Here is a 25,545-nt window from a genome sequence, read left to right as displayed (position 1 = left end):
AGGAGCCGCTGATCATGCAACGTCGTTTCACCCTTCAATCCCTTGCTGCCGCCGCAGCCGTCGCCGGCCTGGGTTTCGGTGCCATGCCCGCATGGGCCGCGGACACCATCAAGGTCGGCGTGCTGCACAGCCTGTCGGGCACGATGGCGATTTCGGAAACCGTGCTCAAGGACACGGTGCTGATGGCCATCGATGAGATCAACGCTTCGGGCGGCGTGCTCGGCAAGAAGCTCGAGCCCGTGGTCGTCGACCCGGCATCGAACTGGCCGCTGTTTGCCGAGAAGGCCAAGCAGCTGCTGGGCCAGGACAAGGTTGCCGTGATCTTCGGCGGCTGGACCAGCGTCAGCCGCAAGTCGGTGCTGCCCGTGGTCGAGGAAATGAACGGCCTGCTGTTCTACCCCGTGCAGTACGAAGGCGAGGAGCTGTCGAAGAACGTGTTCTACACCGGCGCGGCGCCCAACCAGCAGGCGATTCCGGCCGTCGACTACCTGATGAGCAAGGACGGCGGCGGCGCCAAGCGCTGGGTGCTGCTGGGCACCGACTACGTCTACCCGCGCACCACCAACAAGATCCTGCGCGCCTACCTCAAGACCAAGGGCGTGAAGGACAGCGACATCGACGAGAAGTACACGCCGTTCGGCCACAGCGACTACCAGACCATCGTTGCCGACATCAAGAAGTTCAGCCAGGGCGGCAAGACGGCCGTGGTCTCGACCATCAACGGCGACTCCAACGTGCCGTTCTACAAGGAACTGGGCAATGCCGGCCTCAAGGCCACCGATGTGCCCGTCGTCGCCTTCTCCGTGGGTGAGGAAGAGCTGCGCGGCGTGGACACCAAGCCGCTGGTCGGCCACCTCGCCGCCTGGAACTACTTCATGTCGATCAAGAACCCCGAGAACACGGCGTTCATCAAGAAGTGGAGCGACTACGCCAAGGCCAAGAACATCGCCGGCCACAAGGACAAGCCGCTGACCAACGATCCGATGGAAGCCACCTATATCGGCATCCACATGTGGAAGCAGGCCGTCGAGAAGGCCAAGTCCACCGACGTCAACAAGGTCATCGCGGCCATGGCCGGCCAGACCTTCAAGGCACCCAGCGGCATCGTCAGCAAGATGGACGAGAAGAACCACCATCTGCACAAGAACGTGTTCATCGGCGAGATCAAGGCCGACGGCCAGTTCAACGTGGTCTGGAAGACGCCCGCGCCCGTCAAGGCCAAGCCCTGGAGCCCGTACATCCCTGGCAACGACAAGAAGAAGGATGAGCCAGAGAAAAAGTGATCGGCTGATCCCTGGCAGCGGCGCCTTGCGCTGCTGCCTCTCGTCTGGCGCGGCCTGCGGTGCAGGACGCGCGCTTTTTCTGGAATCGGCACACCATGCTTGGATACTCAATCACCACCACACTGCTGCGCTGCGTCGCGTTCGCGGCAGTGCTGCTGGGCTCCACGGCGGCCCAGGCGCTCACGCCCGCGCAAGCCTTGGCCATGGCGCAGGGCGACTCGGAGGCGCGCATTGCCGCCATCCAGGCTGCGCTGCAGCAACCCGACGCCACGCTGGCCCCCTACCTGCGCGCGCTCGGCGATGACGCCGTGGTGGTGGCCGACGGCCGCGCGCTCATCGTGCGCAACGGCCAGGCCAGCGACCCGGCCACGGGCGCGGCCACGCCTTTGCCCGACGGCGCCGAAGACGTCATGAACAACAACCGGCTGCGCGGTGAGATATCCGCTGCGCTGGCCGCGCTCGATCTGTTTGCGCCCGACACCGCGCTGCGCCGCGAAGCCGCGCAGGCGATGCTCAAGCAGGCCTCGCCCGCGGCCATTGCGCTGCTCGAACGCGCTCTGGCCGAGGAAAAAGACAGCGCCGTGCGCCAGTCGCTGGAACTGGCGCGCGCCGCCGCGCTGCTGGGCAGCGACGATGCCGACCAGCGCCGCGGCGCCGCCGGGTCGCTGGGCGAAAGCGGCTCGCCCCAGGCCCGCCTGCTGCTGCAGACGCGGCTGGCCGAAGAAAGCGACGAGAAAGTCAAAGCCCAACTGCGGCGCTCGCTGGCCCAGGTCGACGACCGCCTGGCCTGGGGCGAGCGTCTGGGCGTGGTGTTCACCGGCATCAGCCTGGGCTCCATCCTGCTGCTCGTCGCGCTGGGTCTGGCGATCACCTATGGCCTGATGGGCGTGATCAACATGGCGCATGGCGAGCTGATGATGATCGGCGCCTACGCGACATACATGGTGCAGAACCTGTTCCACAGCTATTTTCCCGGTGCGTTCGACTGGTATCTGCTCGCGGCCGTGCCGCTGTCCTTCCTGGCCGCGGCCGCCGTGGGCGCGCTGATGGAGCGCACGGTGCTGCGCTTTCTCTACGGCCGCCCGCTGGAAACGCTGCTTGCCACCTGGGGCATCAGCCTGGTGCTGATGCAGACGGTGCGCACCTTGTTTGGCGCGCAGAACGTGGGGGTGGAGAACCCGGTCTGGATGAGCGGCGGCTGGCAGCTGCTGCCCAATCTGACGCTGCCGCTCAACCGGCTGGTGATCATTGTCTTCGCGGCCGCGGTGCTGCTGGCCATGGCCTGGACCATAGGCCGCACGCGCCTGGGACTGTTCGTGCGCGGCGTCACGCAGAACCGCGCCATGGCCGCCTGCATGGGCGTGAACACGGCGCGCGTCGACACCATGGCGTTTGCGCTGGGCTCGGGCGTCGCCGGCCTGGCGGGCTGCGCGCTGAGCCAGGTGGGCAATGTGGGCCCCGACCTGGGCCAAAGCTACATCGTCGATGCCTTCATGGTCGTGGTGCTGGGCGGTGTGGGCCAGTTGCTGGGCACGGTCTACGCGGCGCTGGGCCTGGGCATCCTGGGCAAGTTTCTCGAAGGCTGGACCGGTGCGGTGCTGGCCAAGATCGCGGTGCTGGTCTTCATCATCATCTTCATCCAGAAGCGGCCCCAGGGCATCTTCGCGATGAAGGGCCGCAGCGCGGAGGCTTGATATGCAGCTGAATTCTTCTGTTCCTTCTGTCGTGTTGCCGGACCCCAAGCCGCTGCTCACGCGCCGCGGCTGGGCCGTGTTCCTGGTGGCGCTGATCACCATCTGCGCGCTGGCGCCCGCGCTCAATCTGTGGGTGCCCGCGGGCAGCGCCTTCCATCTGTCCGACTACGCGGTTTCGCTGATCGGCAAGATCATGTGCTACGCGATCTGCGCGCTGGCCATGGACCTGATCTGGGGCTACGCGGGCATTCTGAGCCTGGGCCACGGACTGTTCTTCGCGCTGGGCGGCTATGTGATGGGCATGTACCTGATGCGCCAGATCGGCGCGGACGGCAACTCGGGCAGCGCCTTGCCCGACTTCATGGTGTTTCTCGACTGGAAGGAGCTGCCCTGGCACTGGCAGCTCAGCGACAGCTTTGTCGCCACGCTGTTCCTGGTGGTTGCCGTGCCCGGCCTGGTGGCCTTCGTGTTCGGCTACTTTGCCTTCCGCTCGCGCATCAAGGGCGTGTACTTCTCCATCATCACCCAGGCGCTGACCTATGCGGCGATGCTGCTGTTCTTCCGCAACGAGACCGGCCTGGGCGGCAACAACGGCTTCACCGATTTCAAGCGCATCCTGGGCCTGGCGATCGCGACCCCCGAAATGCGCATGTTCCTGTTCGTGCTCACGGGCTGCATGCTGCTGGGCTGCTATCTGTTTGCGCGCTGGCTGGTGCAAAGCAAGTTCGGCCGGGTGCTGCAGGCCATCCGCGACGCCGAGACGCGCGTGATGTTCTCGGGCTATTCGCCGCTGCCCTACAAGCTCACCATCTGGTGCATCAGCGCCATGATGTGCGGCATCGCGGGCGCGCTCTATGTGCCGCAGGTGGGCATCATCAACCCCGGAGAGATGAGCGCCGCCAACTCCATAGAGATGGCCGTTTGGGCCGCCGTGGGCGGGCGCGCCAGCCTGATCGGACCGATCGTGGGCGCGTTCATCGTCAACGGCGCCAAGAGCTGGCTCACCGTCAGCGCACCCGAGTTCTGGCTGTATTTCCTCGGCGCGCTGTTCATTGCCGTGACGCTGTTCCTGCCCCAGGGCGTGGTGGGCCTGGTGCGCCAGATGCGCGGCTGGCGCAAGGCCAAACCCCAAGGAGAAACGCCATGACCCCCGATCAAATGGAAGCCGGCGCCGAGCGCCTCGAAGCGCTGGCGCAGCGCCGCGCGGCGCAGGAGCCGGGCGACTCGGGCGGGCGCAACGCCAGCTACGCGCGCACCGCCGTGCCCGGCGAAGTCGACGTGACGCATGGCCGCATCCTGTACCTCGAGGACGTGCATGTGAGCTTTGACGGCTTCAAGGCAATCAACGGCCTGAGCCTGGACATCGCACCCGGCGAGCTGCGCTGCATCATCGGCCCCAACGGCGCGGGCAAGACGACGATGATGGACATCATCACCGGCAAGACCCGGCCCGACCGCGGCACGGTGTTCTTCGGCTCGACCATAGACCTGCTGCGCTACAACGAACCCGAGATTGCCCAGCTGGGCATAGGCCGCAAGTTCCAGAAGCCCACGGTGTTCGAGAACCTCACGGTGTTCGAGAACCTCGAACTCGCGCTCAAGACGCACAAGGGCGTGCGCCACTCGATGTTCTTCCGCCTCGACAGCGCGCAAAAGGACAGGCTGGCCGAAGTGCTGCACACCATTCACCTTGCCGATGCCGTGCGGCGCGAGGCCGGCGTGCTGAGCCATGGGCAAAAGCAGTGGCTGGAAATCGGCATGCTGCTGATGCAGGAGCCCAAGCTGCTGCTGCTTGACGAACCCGTGGCCGGCATGACCGACGAGGAAACCGTGCGCACCGCCGAGCTGTTCCTGCGCCTCAAGGGCCAGCATTCGCTGATGGTGGTCGAGCACGACATGTCGTTCATTGCCGCGATCTCCGAGAAAGTCACGGTGCTGTGCGACGGCGCGGTGCTGGCCGAGGGCCCGCTGGCCCAGGTCCAGGCCGACGAGCGCGTGGTCGAGGTCTATCTGGGGCGCTGAGCCCGCACAATCATGCTTAAAGTCCAGAACCTTCATCAGTACTACGGCGGCTCGCACATCCTGCGCGACGTGAGCCTGTGCGCCGAGCCCGGCCAGGTCACGGTGCTGCTCGGGCGCAATGGCGTTGGCAAGACCACGCTGCTCAAGAGCCTGATGGGCCGCGTGCCGATTCGCAGCGGCTCCATCGAATGGCAGGGCCGGCAGATTGCCGGCCTCACGCCCTACGAGCGCGCGCGTGCCGGCATAGGCTTTGTGCCCCAGGGGCGCGAGATCTTCGGCCGGCTCACGGTCGAAGACAACCTGCGCATGGGCCTGGCGTATTGCAGCGCGTCGACGCCCATTCCGCCCGATCTGTTTGAATTGTTTCCGGTGCTGGCGCAGATGATGCAGCGCCGCGGCGGCGATCTGTCGGGCGGCCAGCAGCAGCAGCTGGCGATCGCGCGCGCGCTCGCGCCCGGCCCGAAGCTGCTGATTCTCGACGAGCCCACCGAAGGCATACAGCCCAGCATCATCAAGGACATAGGCCGCGTGATACGCATGCTCGCGCGCGAGCGCGGCATGGCCGTGCTGCTGTGCGAGCAGTACTACGACTTTGCCGAGGAGCTGGCCGACCAGTACCTGGTGATGCAGCGCGGCGCGGTGATTGCCCAGGGGCCGGGCAGCGAAATGCAGGAAAAAGGGATTCGTCAGCTGGTGGCAATTTGAACGGTTGCCATGTTGCGCGATGCGTGAAACTGGCGCAGCCCAGCAGGCAGCGAGCCCTTCGACAAGCTCAGGGCGAACGGGGGCGCAGGGGCTTCCAGGAAAGTGCGCTTTCCCTCTCCCCGTTCGTGGTGAGCCTGCCTCGGCGGCCCCGTCGAACCATGAACGGCCTGTCCTAGAACTGGAGGAACGGCCGTTCATCCTTCGACAGGCTCAGGACGAACGGGTAGCCGGAAATCAGCCCCCCGGTCCCGCCTCCCCCAGCGAAATCCCGATATCCCTGGCCATCACCAGCAGGCTGTGATCCAGCGCAATGGTGCGTTGAACGTTGGCCACTGCCGAGATTTCAACGCTGGTGATCTCGCCGCCCTGCAGCGTGACCATGCGGCCGAACTGCCCGCGTATCACCAGCTGCGCCGCGTGGTGGCCAAAGCGCGTGGCCAGCACGCGGTCGAACGGCGTGGGGTCGCCGCCGCGCTGCACATGGCCCAGCACCGTGGTGCGCACTTCGCTCTTGAGGTGCGGCTGCAGCCGCTCGCGCAGCACATGGCCTACGCCGCCCAGGCGCACCGGGTCGGGGCTGTGCGCCACGCGTTCGCGCACGGTCTGGCTGGCGCCGCTTTCCTTGGCGCCTTCGCCTATGCAGATGATGGTGTAGCGCTGGCGTTCCTCGCGCGCGCGGCAGACATCGATCACGGCCTGCAGGTCATAGTCGATTTCGGGCAGCAGGATGATGTCGGCCGCGCCCGCGATGCCGGATTCCAGCGCCAGCCAGCCCGCGTGCCGGCCCATGGTCTCGACGATCATCACGCGGTGGTGGCTCATCGCCGTGCTCTCTATGCGCCGCAGGCCTTCGGTCACGGTGGCCACGGCGGTGTCGAAGCCGAAGCTGCGTTCGCAGTTGGCGATGTCGTTGTCTATGGTCTTGGGCACGCCCACGCAGCGCAGGCCGACTTTCTCCAGCCCGTGGGCCAGGCTCATCGTGCCGTCGCCGCCAATCGCCACGACCACGTCCAGGCCCAGCGCCTGGATGTTCCTGCCGGTCTGCTCCAGCGTCGCGGCGTCGCGCAGCGGGTTGGCGCTGTTGCTGGTGCCAAGAATGGTGCCGCCCTGGTGCAGGATGCCCGAGACCTCGTCCCAGGCCAGCGGCTTGACGCGCGGGTTCTCGCCCATCAGTCCTTCGAAGCCGTCGGCAATGCCCAGCACTTCGGCGTTGCCGTGGTGGATCAGCGATTTGGTGACGGCACGGATGACGGCATTGAGGCCGGGGCAGTCGCCGCCGCCAGTAAGGATGGCTACGCGCATATCAGAAGGCTTTCTCATGGAACGTGTTGGAAGAGGTGCTGCATTCTGCGCCAGACCGAGCGAGCGTTGGTGCTGGTGCCCGCTACATCGCCCAGATTCGCGGAGCGATGGCCGGCATATCCCAGAAGTGCGCGCGCCACAGCCGCCATACCTGCTGCCACAGCTGCATCACGGGCTCGACCATGGGCGCAAGCGCGCGCAGCACGATCACCTGGTCGTGCGGGCTGGTCACGCCGCAGCGCGGCGCGAGCGCATGGCTTTCGATCAGCGCGCGCGTCATCTCCAGCGCGGCTTCGCGGCGCTCGCGCGCGATCGCGCTGCCGGTGACGAAGAACATCGAGCCCAGGCAGCGCTGGCCGGCCAGGCCCAGCGGGCCGTCCATCAGCAGCGCATCGCCCGCAGCCAGCGTGCCATGTTCCAGCCATTGGCCGGGCAGCTCCAGGTGCTGGGTGTAGCGGCCGGTGACAAACGGCAGTCCCGCATGCGGCAGGCCCAGCGCGGTGATGTCCCAGCCTATCAGTTCGGCCCCGGGTGCCAGCTGCAGCTGCAGCCGGTTGTGGCCATCGCAGCCGCTGTAGGCAATGGATTCCAGCGGCAGCCATTCCAGGCGCGCGCCTGCGTCCAGCGTCAGGCGCGTGTCCTGCAGCGCGGGCGCGCCATTGGTGCGGTAAAAGCGCGTCGCGCCCGGCGTGGTGAGCAGCGCATGGGCGCCGCTGGCGACGCGCGCGCGGATGTCGAGGGTGTCGCCGCTGACCAGGCCGCTGGGCGGATGCACCAGCACGTTGTGGCACACCGCATCGCCTTCGGGGTAGAGGCTGCGCAGCACGCGCAGCGGGCCGTTGTGGCGGTGGTGCACCACGCTGCGGCCGTGCGAGACGGCATATTCGAGTTCAAGTTGCGCAAGCCAGGGCATGGGGAAAATCCAAACAGATCCAGATGATGCCCGATGACAAGCAAGAAGCGCGCCCTGTGCACTGTTGTGGTGCTAGTTGCCCCAGTAGCCCGCGTGCGGTTCGAGCGCCTCTTCGGTCAGGAGGGGCCCGATGCAGGCGATCGGCTGGGGCGCGAGCGCCAGCAGCTCGGCCGCGGCCATGCTGCTGCGAAAGCTGTCTATGCGCTGGCCGCACAGCTGGCGCAGATGGTCGTTGGCCAGGCCGAACACCACGCGCCGTATGCCGCTGCACAGGATGGCGCCGGCGCACATCATGCAGGGCTCGGCCGAGGCATAGAGCGTCGCCTGGGCCAGGCTTTCAAGCTGCGCCGGCGTGCGCAGCTGGCGCAGCGCATTGATTTCGGCATGGCCCGTGCAGTCGCCGCTTTCGCTGATGTTGCAATAGGCCTCGGCCAGCAACTGGCCGTCGGCCGCGACGATCACCGCGCCAAACGGCCGGTTGCCGCGCGCGCGCGCCGTCGCCGCCCATTGGAATGCCAGCCGCAGCAAGTCCTCGTCCCTGGCCTGTGGTGCAAGTGAAGGTTGCGGCGGGTGTGGGGCAGGCAGGGTCAAGGCATGTCTCCGTTGGGGGCGGCATGGAATGGCGGCGCTGGTGCGTATGCTCAGTGGTTGTTCGAGCCGCGGTGGGCCCAGGCGGTGGTGCGCTTCTCGACCCAGCTGAACAGTTCGTACATCGCCATCGCCATCGCGCCGACGACCAGCAGGCCGGCAAACGCCAGGCCCATCTGCATGGACGAGCCCGCCGAGATCAGCAGATAGCCAATGCCTTCGTTGGCGGCCGTCATTTCCGAGACCGTGGTGCCGACGAAGGCCAGCGTGATCGCGACCTTGAGCGAGCCGTAGAAGTAGGGCAGCGAGCGCGGCAGGCCGACCTTGGTCAGCACGTCCCAGCGCTTGGCGCCGAGCACGCGCAGCACGTCCTCGAGTTCGGGCTCCAGCGTGGCCAGTCCGGTGGCGATGTTGACCATGATGGGGAAAAAGCTGATCAGGAACGCCGTGAGGATCGCCGGGCCCGCGCCAATGCCGAACCAGACCACCAGGATAGGCACGAACGCCGCCTTGGGCAGGGCGTTGAACGCCGTCATCAGCGGGTACAGCGCGGCATAGGCCAGGCGCGAGCTGCCGATCAGAAAGCCCAGCAGCACGCCGACGACGATGGCCAGGCCGAAGCCGGCCATGGTCACCCAGTAGGTGCGCCAGGCATGCATGGCGATCACGCCGCTGAATTCGACGAACTGCGTGAGGATCAGCCAGGGGCTGGGGAAGATGAATTCGGAAACCTGGAAGGCCGAGCAGATGACCTGCCACAGGATGACGATGGCCAGCATCAGCAGCCAGGGGGACCAGCGTTCGACGCGCGGAGAGATTTTCATGGTGTGACTTTCTTGCGGCGTCTCAAACGCTGGCTGTGGTGCTGGGCGCGCTGTGGCGCAGCGCGCCGATGTGGCCGCGCAGCTCGTGCACGATGTCGCTGAATTCCTTGGTATAGGTCAGCTCGAGGTCGCGTGGGCGCGGCAGCTCGATCTCGCGCTTGACGACAAAGCGCCCCGGGCTCTTGCTCATCACATAGACCGTGTCGGCGAGGAACACCGATTCGCGCAGGTCGTGCGTCACCAGGATCACATTGAATTTCTGCTCGGTCCACAGATCGCGCAGAATGCACCACAGCTCCTCGCGCGTGAACGCGTCGAGCGCGCCGAACGGCTCGTCGAGCAGCAGCAGCTTGGGCTCGTGGATCAGCGCGCGGCAGATGCTCGCGCGCTGCTGCATGCCGCCCGACAGCTGCCAGGGGAACTTGTCTTCGTAGCCGGCCAGACCGACTTTCTGCAGCAGGCGGCGCGCGCGTTCCTCGTACTCGGCGCGGCGCGCCTTGAACTGGCTGCGGTGGGGCTCGACGATTTCCAGCGGCAGCAGCACGTTCTCGACCGTGGTGCGCCAGGGCAGCAGCGACGGCGCCTGAAACGCCATGCCCGAGATCTTCAGCGGCCCGGTCACGGGCTGGCCGTCGATCAGGATGCGGCCAATCGAGGGCATGCGCAGGCCCGTCGCCAGCTTCATGAAGGTGGACTTGCCGCAGCCCGAAGGCCCGACGATGGCAATGAATTCGCCTTGCTGCAGCTGCAGGTCGATGGCTTCGACGGCGAAATGGTTCTGCGCGCGCAGCTCTTCGTTGTAGGCGAGCCAGACATTGCGGAAGTCGACAAAAGGAGGTGCGGAGTCCGTCATGCGGTTCTTTTCTTTGGAGGGATGTCAGCCCGCGGGCATCATTTCTTGGGCAGCACGTCGAGCGCGGCGGCCGGGGGCAGGAAGCTGCCGTTCCAGACGGCGTTGGCCGGCACCGGGTTCTTGGTGCCATAGGCCTTGGCCACCTGTTCGGCCATCAGCTGCAGCCGCGGCAGGCGCAGCTGGCCGAAGCCTTCCTCGCGCGCGCCCGGGCCGTCAATGGCGGTTTCAATGGTCAGCTGCAGGCGCTTGATCTCGACGTCGGTGTTGACCAGGCCGTCCTTGGCCTTGAGCGAGGCAATTGCCGCCGCGGGCTGGGCAATGACTTCCCTGGCGCCCTTGGCAAACGCCGCCAGGAAGGCCTTGAGCGCTTCGGGCTTCTCGGCGATCAGCTTGGGGCTGGCAATGATCACGTTGCCGTAGAGCTTCACGCCGTGGCTTGCATAGGGCAGCACGACGATGTCCTCGCGCTTGACGCCGCGCGCCTCGAGGTTGAGCAGGCTGGTGAAGGTGTAGCCCGTGACTGCATCGACATCGCCGCGCACCAGCATGGTCTCGCGCAGCGGCGGGTCCATGGTGGTCCACTGCACTTCGCCCACGTTGTTGGCCTGGGCAAACAGCGGGAAGGTGCGCCGTCCGGCGTCGAAGATGGGCGCGCCCAGCTTCTTGCCCGTGAGGTCGGCCGCTGTCTTGATACCGCTTTTCTTCAGCGTCATCACCGAAGCCGGCGTGGTGTTGTAGATCACCATCACGGCCACGGGCTTGATCGGCGCGTCGGGGTTGTTGGCGTGGAATTCCATCAGCGCCGACAGATCGGCAAAGCCCAGGTCATGCGTGCCCGAGGCCACGCGCTGGATCGCACCCGCGCCGCTGGCCGCCTCCACCGTCACGTCCAGGCCGTTGTCCTTGTAGTAGCCCTTGGCGCCCGGATGCACGAAGAATGCGGCCGGGCCTTCGAAGCGCCAGTCGAGCTGGAATTTCAGCGGCGTGGGCGCTGCGGCAATGCTCCAGGCGGAGGCGGTCAGGGTTGCGACGGCAACGGCGGTCTGGAGGAATGAGCGTTTGTTCACTGGAAGTTCCTGGTGAGGTGGGGCGGCGCGCTGCACTTACTTGCGCGGCAGGATGTCGAGGGCCGCTGCCGTGGGCAGGAAGCTGCCGTTCCAGACCGTGGCCGTGGGAACGCGCTGCTTGGTCGCGTAGACGTCCGAGACCTGCGAGGCCATCAGCGCCATGCGCGAAGCGTTGATCTGGCCGAAGCCTTCGGCGCGCGCGTCGGGGCTGTTGACGACGGTGTCGATCGCCAGTTGCAGGCGGCGCGTTTCCAGCGGCACGTTGACGATGCCGTCGCGCGCCTTCACCGCCGCGATCGCGTCGGCGGGCTTGGCGATCACTTCCTTGGCGCCCTTGGTGAAGCCGCGCAGGAACTTGCGCACGGCTTCGGGGTTCTCCTGGATCAGCTTGCTGCTGGCGATGATCACGTTGCCGTACATCTTCACGCCGTAGTCGGCGTACTGCAGCACCACCACGTCCTGGGGCTTGACGCCGCGCGCCTCGAGGTTGAGCAGCGAAGTGAAGGTGAAGCCCGTGATCGCGTCGATGTCACCGCGCACCAGCATGGTTTCGCGCAGCGGCGGGTCCATCGACGTCCAGGCGACGTTGCCGACCTTGTTGGCGGCGGCGAAGATCGGGAAGGCCTTGCGCCCGGCATCGAACACCGGCGCGCCGAGCTTCTTGCCCGTGAGGTCCGCGGCCGTCTTGATGCCGCTTTTCTTGAGCGCCATCACCGACGACGGCGTGTTGTTGTAGACCACCATCACGGCCACGGGCTTGTTGGGCGCGTCGGGGTTGTTCGCGTGGAATTCCATCACTGCGGCCAGATCGGCAAAGCCCATGTCATAGGTGCCCGAAGCCACGCGCTGCACCGCACCGCCCGAACCGCTGCCCGCATCGACCTGCACGTCCAGGCCTTCGGCCTTGAAGTGGCCCTTGGCCACCGGCTGCAGGAAGAACGCCGCCGGGCCCTCGAAGCGCCAGTCGAGCTGGAACTTGATCGGCGTGTCGGCCGCATGCGCGGCAGCGCACGTCAGGGCGAGGGCGGCCGCGCTGGCCTTCAGGAAGAAACGCTTTTGCATGGTGGTCCTTGAAACGAATAAGGCAAGTAACCATGACAGCGCAAAAACAATGCCAGCTTGCAAAGGCTCCTGAGTGGCGTTGCGGCGGCGTGACCGCACCGATGCGGTGCGGCAGAATTTGCATACAGTGCGTGCATACACTCCAGGCCGCGACTTTGTGCGCCGAGTTGGTGCGTATTTGCTGGGCGGTTGTCTTGCCGCCGGGCCGCCCCAAGGCAAGACGGCCCCCTTGGGGGGCAGCGCAGCTACGCGCAGCGAGCCAGCGTGGGGGCCATTGCGGCATGCTTATTGCGAAATTCCTTTATTCCCCGTGCTGGCACCGCAGCGCTTGCCCCCGACATTCCCCAAGGCCCGTCATGACCGAAATCGATTTCACCCAGATAGACAGCTATGCCCGCTACAAGCTGATGGCCAGTTTGATCGTGCCGCGTCCCATCGCGCTGATCACCACGCTGGCCGAAGATGGCACCGTCAACGCCGCGCCGTTCAGCATGTTCAACATGGTGGGCGAGGACCCGCCCATCGTCATGGTGAGCATCAACAAGCTCAGCGACGGCCACCTCAAGGACACCGCGGCACACATACTGCGCACGCGCGAATTCGTGGTGCATATCGCCGACGAAGCGATTGCCGAAGCCATGCACCGCTGTGGTGACCGACTGCCGGTCACGCAGAGCGAATTGGTGCATGTGGGCCTGAGCTCAGTGCCTTCGCACAGCGTGCAGCCGCCGCGCATCGCCGAAGCGCCCGTGGCCTTCGAGTGCCGGCTGCACGAAGTGATGGAAACCGAAAGCCGTTATGTGTTCATAGGCCGCGTGGTCTGGCTCGCGGTGCGCGACGGCCTGGTCGACACCGAGAAGTGGCGCGTGTCCCTGCAGGACTACTTTCCCGTGGGGCGTTTCGGCGCGAGCTTCTATGTGACCTGCCGCGACCGCTTTGCGATCACCGGCGATGCCGCCCAGGTGGCGCAGGCCAGCACGGCAATCGACGAGATCTAGCAACCCCGTCCGTCCTGAGTTGATCGAAGGGTGAACGTCCAGACCTCTGGTTCGAGCGGGTGGCCGTTCATGGTTCGAGGGGGCCGCCGAGGCGCTCCCACCATGAACACTGTCCCCGTTCGCCCTGAGCTTGTCGCAGGGTGAACGTCCAGATCTCCAGTTTGAGGGCCGGCCGCGTCGAAGGGTGAACGCCCCGGCATTCAGCTCCAGGGCAAGCCCCGGCGCAAAAAAAAGCACGCCCGAAGGCGTGCATTTTTCATTCCAGACCCTGCAATCGCAGGGTGCCGGCTCAGGCGCGCAGTGCCTGTGCCTGCGCGGCGGCCAATGCGGTCATGTTGACCACACGGCGCACGGTGCTCGAAGGCGTGAGCACATGCGCGGCGGCCGCGCTGCCCAGCAGCATGGGGCCAATGGTCGTGCCATGGGCGGCCGTGGTCTTGAGCACGTTGAACAGGATGTTCGCCGCGTCGAGGTTGGGGCAGATCAGCACGTTGGCTTCACCGTCGAGCGAGCTTTCCAGCAGCGCGCGGGCGCGCACTTCGGGCGACAGCGCGGCATCGCCGTGCATTTCGCCGTCGCACTCGATGTGCGGAACGTTCTGGGAGAACAGCTCGCGCGCGGCGCGCATCTTCAGCGCCGAGGGGCGGGTCGACGAGCCGTAGTTCGAGTGCGACAGGAACGCGACCTTGGGCGGCAGGCCGAAGCGCGCGACTTCCTCGGCCGCCATCTGGGCAATGCTGGCCAGCAGTTCGGCGTCCGGGTTGTCGTTGATGTAGGTGTCGGCAATGAACAGCGTGCGGCTTTCCAGCATCAGCGCGTTCACGGTGGCGAAACCGGGCGCGCCGTCCTTCAGGCCCAGCACCTTCTCGATGTGCTCGAGGTGGCTGTCGAAGCGACCGACCAGGCCGCAGAGCATGGCGTCGGCATCGCCCAGATGCACCATCAGCGCGGCGATCAGGGTGTTGGAGCGGCGCACCGCAACCTTGGCGTTCTCGGGGGTCACGCCGTTGCGGCCCATCAGCTTGTGATAGGTCTCCCAGTACTGACGGAAACGCGGGTCGTCTTCAGGGTCGCAGATTTCGACATCCTTGCCCGGCTGCAGGCGCAGGCCGGCCTTGGCGATGCGCGTGGCGATCACCGCGGGGCGGCCGATCAGGATGGGCTTGGCCAGGCCGTCGTCGACCGCGACCTGCACCGCGCGCAGCACGCGCTCGTCTTCGCCTTCGGCGTAGGCCACGCGCTGCAGGTTCTGCTTGGCCGCGGCAAACACCGGGCGCATGAACATGCTGGTCGAGTAGACGAAGCGCGTGAGGCTTTCGCGGTAGGCGTCGTAGTCGGCGATCGGGCGCGTGGCGACACCCGAAGCTTCGGCAGCGCGCGCCACGGCGGGCGCGATGCGCAGGATCAGGCGCACGTCGAACGGCGTGGGAATCAGGTAATCAGGGCCGAACGACAGTTCCTTGCCCTGGTAGGCCGCGGCGACTTCGTCGCTCATCTCGGCCTTGGCCAGGTTGGCGATTTCGCGCACGCAGGCCAGCTTCATTTCCTCGGTGATCTTGGTGGCGCCGCAATCGAGCGCGCCGCGGAAGATGTAGGGGAAGCACAGCACGTTGTTCACCTGGTTCGGGTAGTCCGAACGGCCGGTGGCGATGATGCAGTCGGGGCGAATGGCCTTGGCCAGTTCGGGGCGGATCTCCGGCTCGGGATTGGCCAGCGCCAGGATGATGGGCTTGTCGGCCATGGTCTTGACCATTTCGGCCGTGAGCACGCCGGGAGCCGAGCAGCCGAGGAACACGTCGGCGGCATTGACCGCGTCGGCCAGCGTGCGGCCTTCGGTCTTTTGCGCGTACTGTGCCTTGGACGCGTCGAAGCCGCCGGGGCGGCCTTCATAGATCAGTCCCTTGGAGTCGCACATGAACACGTTTTCACGCTTCACGCCCAGGCCCACCATCACGTTGACGCAGGCGATTGCCGCGGCACCCGCGCCGGAGACGGCGATCTTGACCTTGTCGATGTCCTTGCCCACGAGTTCCAGGCCGTTGAGCAGTGCGGCGCTGGAGATGATGGCCGTGCCGTGCTGGTCGTCATGGAACACCGGAATGTTCATGCGCTTGGACAGCTCCTGCTCGATGTAGAAGCACTCGGGGGCCTTGATGTCCTCGAGGTTGATGCCGCCCAGCGTGGGCTCGAGCGCGGCAATGATGTCGATCAGCTTGTCCGGATCGCGTTCGGCGAGTTCGATGTCAAACACATCGACGCCGGCGAACTTCTTGAACAGGCAGCCCTTGCCTTCCATGACCGGCTTGCTCGCCAGCGGGCCGATGTCGCCCAGGCCCAGCACGGCCGTGCCGTTGGTGATCACGCCCACGAGGTTGCCGCGCGCGGTGTATTCGGCGGCCAGCGAAGGGTCGGCCTCGATGTCGAGGCAGGGATAGGCGACGCCGGGCGAGTAGGCCAGCGACAGGTCGCGCTGGTTGGACAGCGGCTTGGTCGGAGTGACCGAAATCTTGCCCTTGTTGGGGCTGCGGTGGTATTCGCGCGCAGCATCGCGCAGGGCTTGCTCGGCGGTGGACAGGTTCTGGGTCATACGAAAATTCTCGACAACAAATGGCTTACTGCTAGCTTACCTGATGGCAGCACGGGTCATGGCCTCGATGACCATGTCCCGCTGGCAGGGAAAACAAATCCCCCGAGCCTCGCGGCAGGGGGGAGGAGGGCCGGCGGTAGCCGGCGGCGGCTGCGGGCCTGTGCTTCGCTCAGTGGGCGTCGGCTTGGCGGGCAGCTCGCACAACGTCGGCAGTGTCGCCGCGCGTTCCGTTAAAGAAAATGTTCAATGCCACAGCGGCAAGTGAGGCCAGCAGGATACCGGATTCAATGAGGGGATGGATGGCATGCGGCATCCATTGGCGGAAATTGGGCGCGACCAGCGGCACCATGCCCACGCCTATGGACACTGCGACGATCATGGCATTGTTTCGGTTCTTCTGGAAATCCACGTTGCTCAGAATGCGGATTCCGGTGGAAGCCACCATGCCGAACATCACCAGGCCCGCGCCGCCGAGCACCACCGTGGGCAGGGATTCGATCAGCGCGGCCATCTTGGGCAGCAGGCCCAGCACCACCAGGATCACGCCGCCGGCGACGCAGACCCAGCGGCTCTTGACGCCGGTGACCGCGACCAGACCCACGTTCTGCGAGAAGCTGGTGTAGGGAAAGGTGTTGAAGATGCCGCCTATCAGCGTGCCCAGGCCGTCGGTGCGCAGGCCGCGTGTGAGGTCGTCCTGGCTGATCTTGCGTCCTGTCATCTCGCCCAGCGCCAGGAACATGCCCGTGGACTCGATCATCACCACGATCATCACCAGGGACATGGTCAGTATCAGCATGGGGTCGAACACCGGCAGCGCTATCTCGAACGGCAGCACCACGTTGAACCACTGGGCTTCGGCGACCTTGTGGAAGTCCATCAGGCCCATGGAGGCGGTGGCGATGCCGCCGATCACGATGCCCAGCAGCACCGAGATGTTGGCAATGAAGCCCTTGCCGAAGCGCGCGATCAGCAGGATGGACACCAGCACCAGAGCGGAAATGCCCACGCCTGTCAGGTCGCCGTAGCGCGGGTTGGGCAGGGTGGGAACGACGGAAAAGCCCTTGGGCACGGGCGGCAGCGAGCTGCCGGGCGCGCCGGCCGCGGCCTGGGCTTCGGCCAGCCACTTGATGTGTTCGGGATTGGGCACGCTGGGCGCGGTCGGCCCCACGGGATTGCCGAAGATCCAGTTGATGCCCACGCGCATCAGGCTGATGCCGATCACCAAAATGATGGTGCCGGTCACGACGGGCGGGAAGAAGCGCAGCATGCGGCTGATGACCGGGGCCAGCAGCAGCGACACCACGCCTGCGCCTATGACCGAGCCGAAGATCAGCCCCGCGCCCGCGGGCCCGGACGTGCTCTGGGCCATCGACACCATGGGCGCGACGCTGGCAAACGTCACGCCCATCATCACCGGCAGCTTGATGCCGAACCATTGGGTTGCGCCCATGGCCTGGATCAGCGTGATCAGGCCGCAGCAGAACAGGTCTGCCGAGATCAGCATCGCCACCTGTTCGGCGGGCAGGTTGAGCGCGCGGCCGATGATCAGCGGCACGGCGACGGCGCCGGCATACATCACCAGCACATGCTGCAGGCCCAGGGCCGTGAGGCGGCCCATGGGCAGTTTTTCGTCGACAGGGTGAATCGTGGGTTCCATGGGGGTCCTTTGCACAGGCAGCGAGGGCTGCTGCGCCGGGGTTCAATTTCCATACAGAATGTGTATACAGATTGAACCGCAAGACCCCTTGAAGTTGGATGGCGATTACCCTAATCGCGTCGCCATAAAGACATGAAAAAGGCCCTGGGGAAGCAGGGCCTGGAACGGGGAGGGGCGGGGCTCAGCCCAGCAGATCGTGCAGGCTGCGCGCAATGACCTTGGTCGCACGGCGCAGGTCTTCGAGATCCAGGCGTTCGTCGGCGCGCTTGGCATGCGATTCAAGCACCGTGCGCGGGCCGGCGCCATAGATCACGCCCGGAATGCCGTGCTCGACATAAAGGCGCACATCGGTGTAGAGCGGCGTGCCCACGGCCGGCGGCTTGGCGCCGAACACGGCTTCGCCGTGCTGCTGGATGGCATCGACCAGGGGCTGGTTGCCGGCCAGCGGCGTCATGGCGCGCGCCAGCAGGATGCGCCGGATGTCGATGCGCACCGCGTCCTCGCCTGCATAGCCATGCAGCTGATTGAAGTCGGCCGCAGCCTGGGCGATCACGGCGCGCAGGCTGGCTTCGACCGCCACCGGATCCTCCTCGGGAATCATGCGCCGGTCGAGCTTGAGCAGCACCTTGCCCGGCACGACGTTGGTGTTGGTGCCGCCTTCGATGCGGCCGATGTTCAGGTAAGGGTGGGTGATGCCCGGCACCGCGGAGGTGATCTTGCGGTACTTGGCGTTCTCGGCGTAGAGCGCGTTCATCAGCGCGGTCGCGGCCTGCAGCGCGTCGACACCGGTATGCGGCACGGCCGCATGCGCCATCTTGCCGTGCACCGTGACTTCCATCTGCAGGCAGCCGTTGTGCGCCGTGACGACTTCGTAGCTGAAGCCCGCGGCAATCATCAGGTCGGGCTTGGTGAGCTGGTTCTTCAGCAGCCAGCCCGGGCCGAGTTCGCCGCCGAACTCCTCGTCATAGGTGAAATGCAGCTCGATCGCGCCCTGCTGGGGCCGGGCCACGGCTTCGAGCGCCTGCACGGCAAACGTGAAGCTGGCGAAATCGCTCTTGCTCACGGCCGAGGCGCGGCCGTAGAGCTTGCCTTCGGCAATCTCGGCGCCGTAGGGGTCGCGGCTCCAGCCTTCGCCCGGCGGCACGACATCGCCATGGGCGTTGAGCGCAATCGTGCGGCCCGAACCCGCGGGGCCGTAGGGCCGGCGCACGATCAGATTGGTGATCGATTCCATGCCGTAGGCCTGCACTTCGGGCGTGGGCACGGCGTGCTTTTCGGCCTGCATGCCGAAGTCCTGCAGCAGCGCCGCGGTGCGCTCGGCATGCGGTGCGTTGTTGCCCGGCGGGGTGTCGGTGGGCACCTGCACCAGCGCCTGCAGGAAGCGCACTTCGGCGTCGAAATGGGCATCGATCCAGGTGTCGAGGGCCTTGTAAATGGTTTCTTGGCTCATTGCTCTGCGTCGCTCAATTGATTCAGTACATGGGTGAAGGCGTCGACCGCGAGCTGCATGTCGTCGGCGGTGGTGCTTTCCAGCGGGTTGTGGCTGATGCCGGCGTTGAGGCCGCGCACGAACAGCATGGCCTGGGGCATGATTTCATGCAGTTTCATGGCGTCATGGCCGGCGCCGCTGGGCAGCCGATACACCGGCAGGCCCAGCGAGTCGACGGCCTTTTCCCAGCGCTGCTGCCATGCGGGGTCGCTGGGCGCGGCGGACGCTGTCAGGGCCAGCTCGGTGCTGCAGCGCAGTCCGCGGCGCGCGCTGATCGCCTGCAGCTCGGCAAGGATGTCGGCGACCAGCGCGTCGCGCTGGGCATCGGTGGGGGCGCGCATGTCGAGGCTGAACTGGCAGCGCCCGGGCACGACATTGATCGAGCCGTTGGGTACCTGCCACTGGCCTATGGTGGCCACCGAGTCGCCGTCGCGCGCCGCGCGCTGTTCGGCGAACAGCGCGAGTTCGGCAACCGCCGTGGCCGCGTCGCGCCGGCGGTTCATGGGCGTGGTGCCCGCATGGCTGGCCATGCCGGTCATCTCGCACAGATAGCGCACGCTGCCGTTGATCGAGGTGACCACGCCCAGCGGAAGATCGAGTTCGTTGAGCACCGGGCCCTGCTCGATATGCACTTCGACAAAGCCCAGATAGTGGGCCGGGTCGCGCTGCAGCGCGGGAATGTCGTCGGGGCACAGGCCGGCGTGCTGCATGGCCGCGCGCATGGTGATGCCGTCGGCGTCTTCCTGGTCCAGCCATTCGGGCTTGAAGTCGCCGATCAGCGCGCCCGAGCCCAGGAACGTGGCCTTGTAGCGCTGGCCTTCCTCTTCGGCAAAGGCCACGACTTCGATGCCGAACGGCAGCCTGCGGCCCGCGCGGTGCAGCTCGCGCACGCAGGCCATGGGCACGAAGATGCCCAGCCGGCCGTCGTACTTGCCGCCGTTGCGCACGGTGTCGTAGTGGCTGCCCGTGAGCAGGTAGCGGCCGTCCGCGGCGTTCGGGTGGTAGCGGCCGACGACATTGCCGACGGCGTCGATCGCGACTTCGTCGAAGCCGCAGTCGCGCATCCAGCCGCTGATGCGCTGGGCGCAGGCGCGGTGGGCGTCGGTCAGATAGGTCACGGTGAGCTGGCCGAGTTCGGCAAAGCCCGGGTCCGAATGCCGGGCCAGCGATTCCTGCCAGTCCCAGACATCGTTGCCCAGCGTGGGCACATGGCCGAACTTGTCGTTCAGACGGATCTCGGCGATGCGGTGGATGTTGCGTATGGCTTCAGCGCATTCGAAATCGGGGTGGTTGTGCAGGCGGCGCGCAAACGTGTCGATGATTTCCTGCTTGGCCAGGCCCAGGCCGCGCGGCCCGCGCACCGCGAGAATGAAAGGAAAGCCGAAGCGCGCGTTGTAGTCGGCATTGAGCTGCTGGATGCGCGCGAATTCCTCCAGCGAGCACTGCGTGAGTCCGGCGCGGTTCTGTTCGTTGGTCGATTCGGCCGTGAGGCTGCGCGCGACCATGGCCTTGCCCGCGAGTTCGGGGTGGGCGCGTATCAGATCGATGCGCGATTGCGGCGAGGCATCGGCCAGCACCTTGACCATTGCGTGCTTGAGATGGTCCAGCGAGCGGAACGGCCGCTCGTTCAGCGCGGCCGCGGCAATCCATGGCGAATGTTCGTACAGACCGTCGAGCAGCGCGAGGGCCTGGGCCGGGTCGGCCTGATTCAGTTGTTCCAGCGTCAAGGGCATGAGTTCAATCCTGGCAGGGGTGGGTCTGCGCCCAGTGGCGAGCGATGTCTATGCGCCGGCATACCCAGACGGCTTCATGCTGCTGGATATGGTCGAGAAAGCGCTGCAGCGCGGTGATCCGGCCGGGCTTGCCCAGCAGCCGGCAGTGCATGCCAATGCTCATCATCTTGGGCGCGTTGTCGCCCGCGGGGTCGCCTTCGGCGTAGAGCACGTCAAAGGTGTCCTTGAGGTACTGGAAGAACGGGTCGGCGTGCGAGAAGCCCTGGGGTAGGGCGAAGCGCATGTCGTTGCAGTCGAGCGTATAGGGCACGATCAGCTGGTTTGCGCTGCTGCCATCGCTTTTCGCGACTTTCATCCAGAACGGCAGGTCGTCGCCGTAGTAGTCGCTGTCGTAGGCAAAGCCGCCGTAATCGGCGACCAGCCGGTGGGTGTTGGGGCTGTCGCGGCCCGTGTACCAGCCCAGGCCGTGTTCGCTGCGATCACCCAGCAGCTGCTGGAAGATCTCCATGGCCTGGCGCATATGGGCGCGCTCCACTTCCTCGGGAACGCCCTGGTAGTGGATCCACTTGAGGCCATGGCAGGCGATCTCATGGCCCAGCTCGACAAACGCCCGGGTCACGTCGGGGTGGCGCTGCAGCGCCGACGCGACGCCGAACACCGTCAGCGGCAGGCCGCGTTTCTCGAACTCGCGCAGCAGGCGCCAGACGCCGGCGCGCGAACCGTATTCATAGATGCCTTCCATGCTCATGTGGCGCTCGGGATAGGCCGCGGGATTGAACATTTCGGACAGGAACTGCTCGCTTGCCGGGTCGCCGTGCAGCACGGCATTCTCGCCGCCTTCCTCGTAATTGAGCACGAACTGCACGGCAATCCGGGCCTGGCCCGGCCATTGGGCGTGGGGCGGCCTGGGGCCGTAGCCGACGAGGTCACGGGGATAGGGGGCGGTGGCGTCGTACAGCATGCGCGGGAGCTTCAAACAGAAAGTGAGGACAGGGCCTGGGACAGGTCGTTGGCGGGCATCTCGCGGTCGAACGTGAGCCCGGCCTCGACATGCAATAAATGTTCCTGCATCAGGCGCACGGCCAGATCGGCATCCTTGGCGGCCAGCGCCGCGACGATCTCGGCATGTTCCTCGTGCGAATGCTCGGCAGCCGAGTCGGACTGGTACATCAGCATGATCAGCGCGCAGCGCGAAGTCAGGTCGGCAATCATCTGCGCCAGCACTTCGTTGCCCATCAGTTCGGCCATGCGCACGTGGAAGTCGCCCAGCAGTTCGGTGCGCTCACCGACGTCTGAGCGGTCCATCGCGGCCTGCTCGGCGGCCACATGGGTGCGCAGCGCCTTGATCTTGGCGGGCGTCACGCCCGCGGCAAAGGCGCGTGTCATTTCGGTTTCAAGCATGCGGCGCACGGCAAACACCTGGCGCGCTTCCTGCACGGAAGGCGTGGAGACATAGGCGCCGCGCGCCGGCTCCAGCGTGACCAGGCGGTTCTGCGTGAGCTGGAACAGCGCCTGGCGCACCAGCGTGCGCGAGACGCCGAAATGGTCTGCGAGTTTTTGTTCGCCCAGCTTGGTTCCGGGGCGCAGCTTGTGCTCCACGATGGCGCGGGTCAGGGCCTCGGCGATCGTGCGGGTGGTCGTGGATTCCATGGCGCAATCTTAGCGGGTGTAGAACAAAATTTGTATACAATTTTGTGTCACAGGCCTCCATCCGGCAAGGCTTTTGCACACAGGAGATTCCCTATGGGCCTGAGTACCCACGTTCTCGACACGATGCACGGCTGCCCCGCGGCCGGCATGGCCGTATCTTTCTATCGCACCGCAGGCGATCAGGCCACGCTGCTGCGCCAGTTGGTGCTCAACAGCGACGGCCGAACCGACGCGCCGCTGTTCGACAACGCCAGCCTGCAGGCCGGCACCTACCGCCTGACTTTCGATGTGGGCGCGTATTTCAAGGCGCGTGGCGTGGCGCTGCCCGAACCCAGCTTTCTCGACCGCGTGAGCCTGGACTTCGGCGTCGCCCACGTCGATCAGCACTACCACGTGCCGCTGCTGGTCAGCCCCTGGAGCTATTCGACTTATCGCGGGTCGTGATTGTGTAGGCCGTGAATTTGGCCAGGGCGACGGTGGTTCAAGGCGCGCTCACACAACCCGTTCGGGCTGAGCCTGTCGAAGCCGCGGTATTTTGTGTGCTGTTGCGAGAAGCGCGCGCTGCAGGCCGCACTGGCCGAGAACGCAGACGCGCTTCGACAGGCCAGGGGCAGACGGCCATCAGCCATTCATGCGCGGAAAAGCAGGCGCTCAGCGCTGGCCTTCGGTCAGCGTATCGAGCTGGAACTGCCCCGACTTGTCCCAGAGCCAGGTATCGGTATAGGTCACCTTGCCCATGCGCGCGGGCACGGGGTAGGGCGCGGCGCTGCGCACCGTGCGTTCGATTTCGGCAATGACCTCGGGCGCGTGCTTGGGCGCGCGCATCCAGCTCAGGCGCTGGACGCGGCCGTTGCGGTCAATGTCGACTTCGAGCACGCCGACCGCATAGAGCATGGGCGGTAGCTGGCCCTTGTAGATGCGCTGCGCGTTGTTGGCGTATAGATGCTTGGCCGCATCGGCGCGGTAGGCGCGCGGCGTGGCCGCGCCCGAAGGCATGGGGGCGACGCTGGCCTGGCCCTGCTGGGCGGGTCCGGGCCCCGGGCCGGGCTCGGGCGGCACGGGTGGCGACTTGCAGGCGGCAACCAGCGAGGCGACACCGGCCATCAGGCTGGCCCAGAGCCAGGAACGCGGGCGGCCGCTGTCCGCGGCTGCAGGGGAAGAGGGGGAACGCTTATCTGGCATGCCGCGAGGTTATCCTGAAAGCCTGCGGGTCCAGGGACGCCAACGTCCAAAACCATGCACTGCGCTGGCAAAGTGGGGAAGGATTTTCGTTTGAATACATTAAAAACCGCCTGTGACAAGCTGGCGGCCGCTCCGGCCTGCTGGGTCGAAGTGCTGCGATCGCAGGGATCGGTGCCGCGCGAAGCCGGCACCTGGATGCTGGTGCTGGCCGACGAACTGGTAGGCACCATAGGCGGCGGCCATCTCGAGTTCGAGGCCATGGCGCAGGCGCGAGCATTGCTTGCCCAGGGCGGCACGGCCCTGGAGCAGCGCTATGCGCTGGGCCCCAGCCTGGGACAGTGCTGCGGTGGCGTCGTGTGGCTGCGCTTCGAGCCGCTGGCCCGGGGCGAGCTGGCCGGACTGCAGGCGCTGGCCGCGCGCGCCGGCCAGCGTCTCGCGCCCGCGCTGCAGGTGGCCTTGTTCGGCGCCGGCCATGTGGGCCATGCGCTGGTGCGGCTGCTGAGCACGCTGCCCTGCAAACTGAATTGGATCGACAGCCGCGACGCGGTGTTCGAGACGCAGTGGGTGGAGGAAAGCGGCGCAGCCGTGGTGTGCGAGCATTCCGCGCCGGTCGAGGGCGCAGTGGCCGATCTTGCCGCGCATTCGCAGGTGCTGATCATGAGCTTCAGCCATGCCGAAGACCTGGAAGTGGTGGCCGCCTGCCTGCAGCGCCAGCGCGAGCGCGCCGACCTCGATTTCATCGGGCTGATAGGCAGCGCGACCAAGTGGGCGGTGTTCCGCAAACGCCTGGCGCAACGCGGCTTCAGCGAACAGGAAATGGACCAGGTCACATGCCCCATAGGCCTGGCCGGCATCACGGGCAAGGAGCCCGAAGTGATTGCCGTGGCCGTGGCCGCGCAGCTGCTGCAGCGGCGGGGCTGAGCCTGCCGCTGCCTGACAGCGCTTACTGGGGCTGAATGTTCGCCGCCTTGATGGTCTGCGCCCAGTGCTGGCGGTCGTTTGCCAGGTACTTCACGAAGTCGGCCGACGACACGCCTATCACCGGCTCGGAGCCGAGCTGGGCCATCTTTTCACGCGTTGCCGGATCCTTGAGCACTTCCTGCACGGCCTGGAAATAGCTGCCCATCACGTCGGCAGGCATGCCGGCGGGCGCGAACAGGCCTTGCCAGGTGGGCATGTCGAAGTTCTTGATGCCCTGCTCCTGCAGCGTGGGGACTTCGGGCAGCTGGGGCGCGCGCTTGGCGGTGGTCACGCCCAGGGCCTTGACCTTGCCTTCCTTGACCAGCGCCGCGGCGGTGGTGATGTTGTCGACGGTCATGGCAATGTGGCCGCCCAGCAGGTCGGTGATCACGGGCGCCGCACCCTTGTAGGCCACGGCTTCCATCTTCACGCCCAGGCGGCTGAGCATGGACTCGGCAATCAGGTGGTTGGAGATGCCTATGCCCGCGATGCCGTAGCTGGCCTGGGGATTCTTCTGGATGTAGCTCTTGAGCTCGCTGATGTTGGCCGCGGGCACGTTGTTGTTGACGATCACCACGTTGGGCTGGGTCGCGAGCAGCGTCACGGGCGCGAAGCTCTCGGGCTTGTACTTGGTGGCCGCGGGGTTCAGGTGAAAGGTCACCGACATCGAGCCGGCCGCGCCCATGCCCAGCGTGTAGCCGTCGGCCGGGGCCGTGGACAGGCGCTGGGCCATGATGTTGCCGCCCGCGCCCGGGACGTTCTCGACCACCACCGGCTGGCCCAGCTTGCGGCCCAGCGGTTCCGCGATCAGGCGCGCCAGCGTGTCGGCCGAGCCGCCGGGCGCAAAGCCCACGAGCAGCTTGACGGGACGCTCGGGTTTCCACTGCGCGAGGACCGCGGTGGAGCCGAGGGCGGTGGTGGCCAGGGTCAAAGCGCAGACACCGGCATGGATCATGGGACGAATCGACATGGAAAA

23 protein-coding genes are annotated in these 25,545 nt (G+C 66.2%); 8 read left to right on the top strand and 15 right to left on the bottom strand.

The genetic code is table 11. The annotated features are described in order from the left end of the window. Positions 1-14 precede the first annotated feature (14 nt). From urtA to urtE, 5 genes are all read left to right on the top strand, one after another. Entirely contained in the window at positions 15-1,283 is a 1,269-nt protein-coding gene (urtA, locus tag ACSVDO_RS16260; protein ID WP_489593397.1) for an urea ABC transporter substrate-binding protein, read from the top strand. A 95-nt stretch (positions 1,284-1,378) separates the two neighbouring features. Then, the gene (gene urtB / locus ACSVDO_RS16255; protein WP_489593396.1) at positions 1,379-2,977 is read left to right on the top strand and encodes an urea ABC transporter permease subunit UrtB; all 1,599 of its coding nucleotides are present in this window, start codon (positions 1,379-1,381) and stop codon (positions 2,975-2,977) included. 1 nt (position 2,978) lies between these two features. After that, positions 2,979-4,124 (top strand): urea ABC transporter permease subunit UrtC, encoded by a 1,146-nt coding sequence (urtC, locus tag ACSVDO_RS16250; RefSeq protein WP_332540251.1) that lies wholly within the window; start codon positions 2,979-2,981, stop codon positions 4,122-4,124. Then, positions 4,121-4,999 (top strand): urea ABC transporter ATP-binding protein UrtD, encoded by an 879-nt coding sequence (urtD, locus tag ACSVDO_RS16245; RefSeq protein WP_332540249.1) that lies wholly within the window; start codon positions 4,121-4,123, stop codon positions 4,997-4,999. The genes urtC and urtD overlap by 4 nt, the downstream gene beginning before the upstream one ends. 12 nt (positions 5,000-5,011) lie before the next feature. After that, positions 5,012-5,704 (top strand): urea ABC transporter ATP-binding subunit UrtE, encoded by a 693-nt coding sequence (gene urtE / locus ACSVDO_RS16240; protein WP_489593393.1) that lies wholly within the window; start codon positions 5,012-5,014, stop codon positions 5,702-5,704. 234 nt (positions 5,705-5,938) lie between these two features. Here the strand turns inward: urtE and ACSVDO_RS16235 are convergent, their stop codons facing one another. From ACSVDO_RS16235 to ACSVDO_RS16205, 7 genes are all read right to left on the bottom strand, one after another. Beyond that, positions 5,939-7,006: a 6-phosphofructokinase gene (locus ACSVDO_RS16235; protein ID WP_332535907.1), complete on the bottom strand. Its 1,068-nt coding sequence runs from the start codon at positions 7,004-7,006 to the stop codon at positions 5,939-5,941. An 82-nt stretch (positions 7,007-7,088) separates the two neighbouring features. Next, positions 7,089-7,919, bottom strand: coding sequence for an urease accessory protein UreD (locus ACSVDO_RS16230; protein ID WP_489593391.1), 831 nt, complete (start codon positions 7,917-7,919; stop codon positions 7,089-7,091). Positions 7,920-7,991: 72 nt separating this feature from the next. Beyond that, on the bottom strand, positions 7,992-8,510 hold the full coding sequence (locus ACSVDO_RS16225) for a nucleoside deaminase (protein WP_332535830.1): 519 nt from the start codon (positions 8,508-8,510) through the stop codon (positions 7,992-7,994). A 50-nt stretch (positions 8,511-8,560) separates the two neighbouring features. Beyond that, a complete protein-coding gene (locus tag ACSVDO_RS16220; RefSeq protein WP_332535832.1) occupies positions 8,561-9,331 on the bottom strand; it encodes an ABC transporter permease in 771 nt (256 codons plus the stop codon). Positions 9,332-9,353: 22 nt separating this feature from the next. Beyond that, positions 9,354-10,184, bottom strand: coding sequence for an ABC transporter ATP-binding protein (locus tag ACSVDO_RS16215; protein WP_332535834.1), 831 nt, complete (start codon positions 10,182-10,184; stop codon positions 9,354-9,356). A 38-nt stretch (positions 10,185-10,222) separates the two neighbouring features. Continuing rightward, the gene (locus ACSVDO_RS16210) at positions 10,223-11,251 is read right to left on the bottom strand and encodes an ABC transporter substrate-binding protein (RefSeq protein WP_489593389.1); all 1,029 of its coding nucleotides are present in this window, start codon (positions 11,249-11,251) and stop codon (positions 10,223-10,225) included. Between the two features lie 36 nt (positions 11,252-11,287). Continuing rightward, positions 11,288-12,313 (bottom strand): ABC transporter substrate-binding protein, encoded by a 1,026-nt coding sequence (locus ACSVDO_RS16205; protein WP_489593387.1) that lies wholly within the window; start codon positions 12,311-12,313, stop codon positions 11,288-11,290. 356 nt (positions 12,314-12,669) lie between these two features. On the opposite strand from ACSVDO_RS16205, the gene ACSVDO_RS16200 reads away from it, so the two are divergent. Then, entirely contained in the window at positions 12,670-13,311 is a 642-nt protein-coding gene (locus ACSVDO_RS16200; protein WP_332535838.1) for a flavin reductase family protein, read from the top strand. A gap of 289 nt (positions 13,312-13,600) precedes the next feature. Here the strand turns inward: ACSVDO_RS16200 and ACSVDO_RS16195 are convergent, their stop codons facing one another. The 6 genes from ACSVDO_RS16195 to ACSVDO_RS16170 form a co-directional block, all read right to left on the bottom strand. After that, positions 13,601-15,898, bottom strand: coding sequence for an NADP-dependent malic enzyme (locus ACSVDO_RS16195; RefSeq protein ID WP_332535840.1), 2,298 nt, complete (start codon positions 15,896-15,898; stop codon positions 13,601-13,603). A gap of 169 nt (positions 15,899-16,067) precedes the next feature. After that, a complete protein-coding gene (locus ACSVDO_RS16190; RefSeq protein ID WP_489593384.1) occupies positions 16,068-17,555 on the bottom strand; it encodes a nucleobase:cation symporter-2 family protein in 1,488 nt (495 codons plus the stop codon). A 181-nt stretch (positions 17,556-17,736) separates the two neighbouring features. Further along, a complete protein-coding gene (locus ACSVDO_RS16185) occupies positions 17,737-19,005 on the bottom strand; it encodes a M20 family metallopeptidase (RefSeq protein WP_489593383.1) in 1,269 nt (422 codons plus the stop codon). Continuing rightward, a complete protein-coding gene (gene uraD, locus ACSVDO_RS16180; RefSeq protein ID WP_489593381.1) occupies positions 19,002-20,777 on the bottom strand; it encodes a 2-oxo-4-hydroxy-4-carboxy-5-ureidoimidazoline decarboxylase in 1,776 nt (591 codons plus the stop codon). The genes ACSVDO_RS16185 and uraD overlap by 4 nt, the downstream gene beginning before the upstream one ends. Positions 20,778-20,781: 4 nt before the next feature. Continuing rightward, entirely contained in the window at positions 20,782-21,738 is a 957-nt protein-coding gene (gene puuE, locus ACSVDO_RS16175) for an allantoinase PuuE (protein WP_332535846.1), read from the bottom strand. 11 nt (positions 21,739-21,749) lie between these two features. Then, positions 21,750-22,427, bottom strand: a complete 678-nt coding sequence (locus ACSVDO_RS16170) for a GntR family transcriptional regulator (protein WP_332535848.1) — start codon at positions 22,425-22,427, stop codon at positions 21,750-21,752. A gap of 93 nt (positions 22,428-22,520) precedes the next feature. Between ACSVDO_RS16170 and uraH the strand changes: the two genes are divergently transcribed. Then, positions 22,521-22,871: a hydroxyisourate hydrolase gene (gene uraH / locus ACSVDO_RS16165; RefSeq protein ID WP_332535850.1), complete on the top strand. Its 351-nt coding sequence runs from the start codon at positions 22,521-22,523 to the stop codon at positions 22,869-22,871. Positions 22,872-23,078: 207 nt separating this feature from the next. Here uraH and ACSVDO_RS16160 read toward each other — a convergent pair whose 3' ends face one another. After that, entirely contained in the window at positions 23,079-23,531 is a 453-nt protein-coding gene (locus ACSVDO_RS16160) for a hypothetical protein (protein ID WP_442881457.1), read from the bottom strand. A gap of 168 nt (positions 23,532-23,699) precedes the next feature. Here ACSVDO_RS16160 and xdhC point away from each other — a divergent pair, with 168 nt between their 5' ends. Beyond that, positions 23,700-24,530, top strand: coding sequence for a xanthine dehydrogenase accessory protein XdhC (gene xdhC, locus ACSVDO_RS16155; RefSeq protein ID WP_489593378.1), 831 nt, complete (start codon positions 23,700-23,702; stop codon positions 24,528-24,530). A gap of 22 nt (positions 24,531-24,552) precedes the next feature. Here the strand turns inward: xdhC and ACSVDO_RS16150 are convergent, their stop codons facing one another. Then, entirely contained in the window at positions 24,553-25,524 is a 972-nt protein-coding gene (locus ACSVDO_RS16150; RefSeq protein WP_489596421.1) for a Bug family tripartite tricarboxylate transporter substrate binding protein, read from the bottom strand. Between the last annotated feature and the right edge of the window lie 21 nt (positions 25,525-25,545).

It is taken from the genome of Comamonas sp. DB36, assembly GCF_057914905.1.
This window is presented reverse-complemented; position numbering and strand designations above follow the sequence as displayed.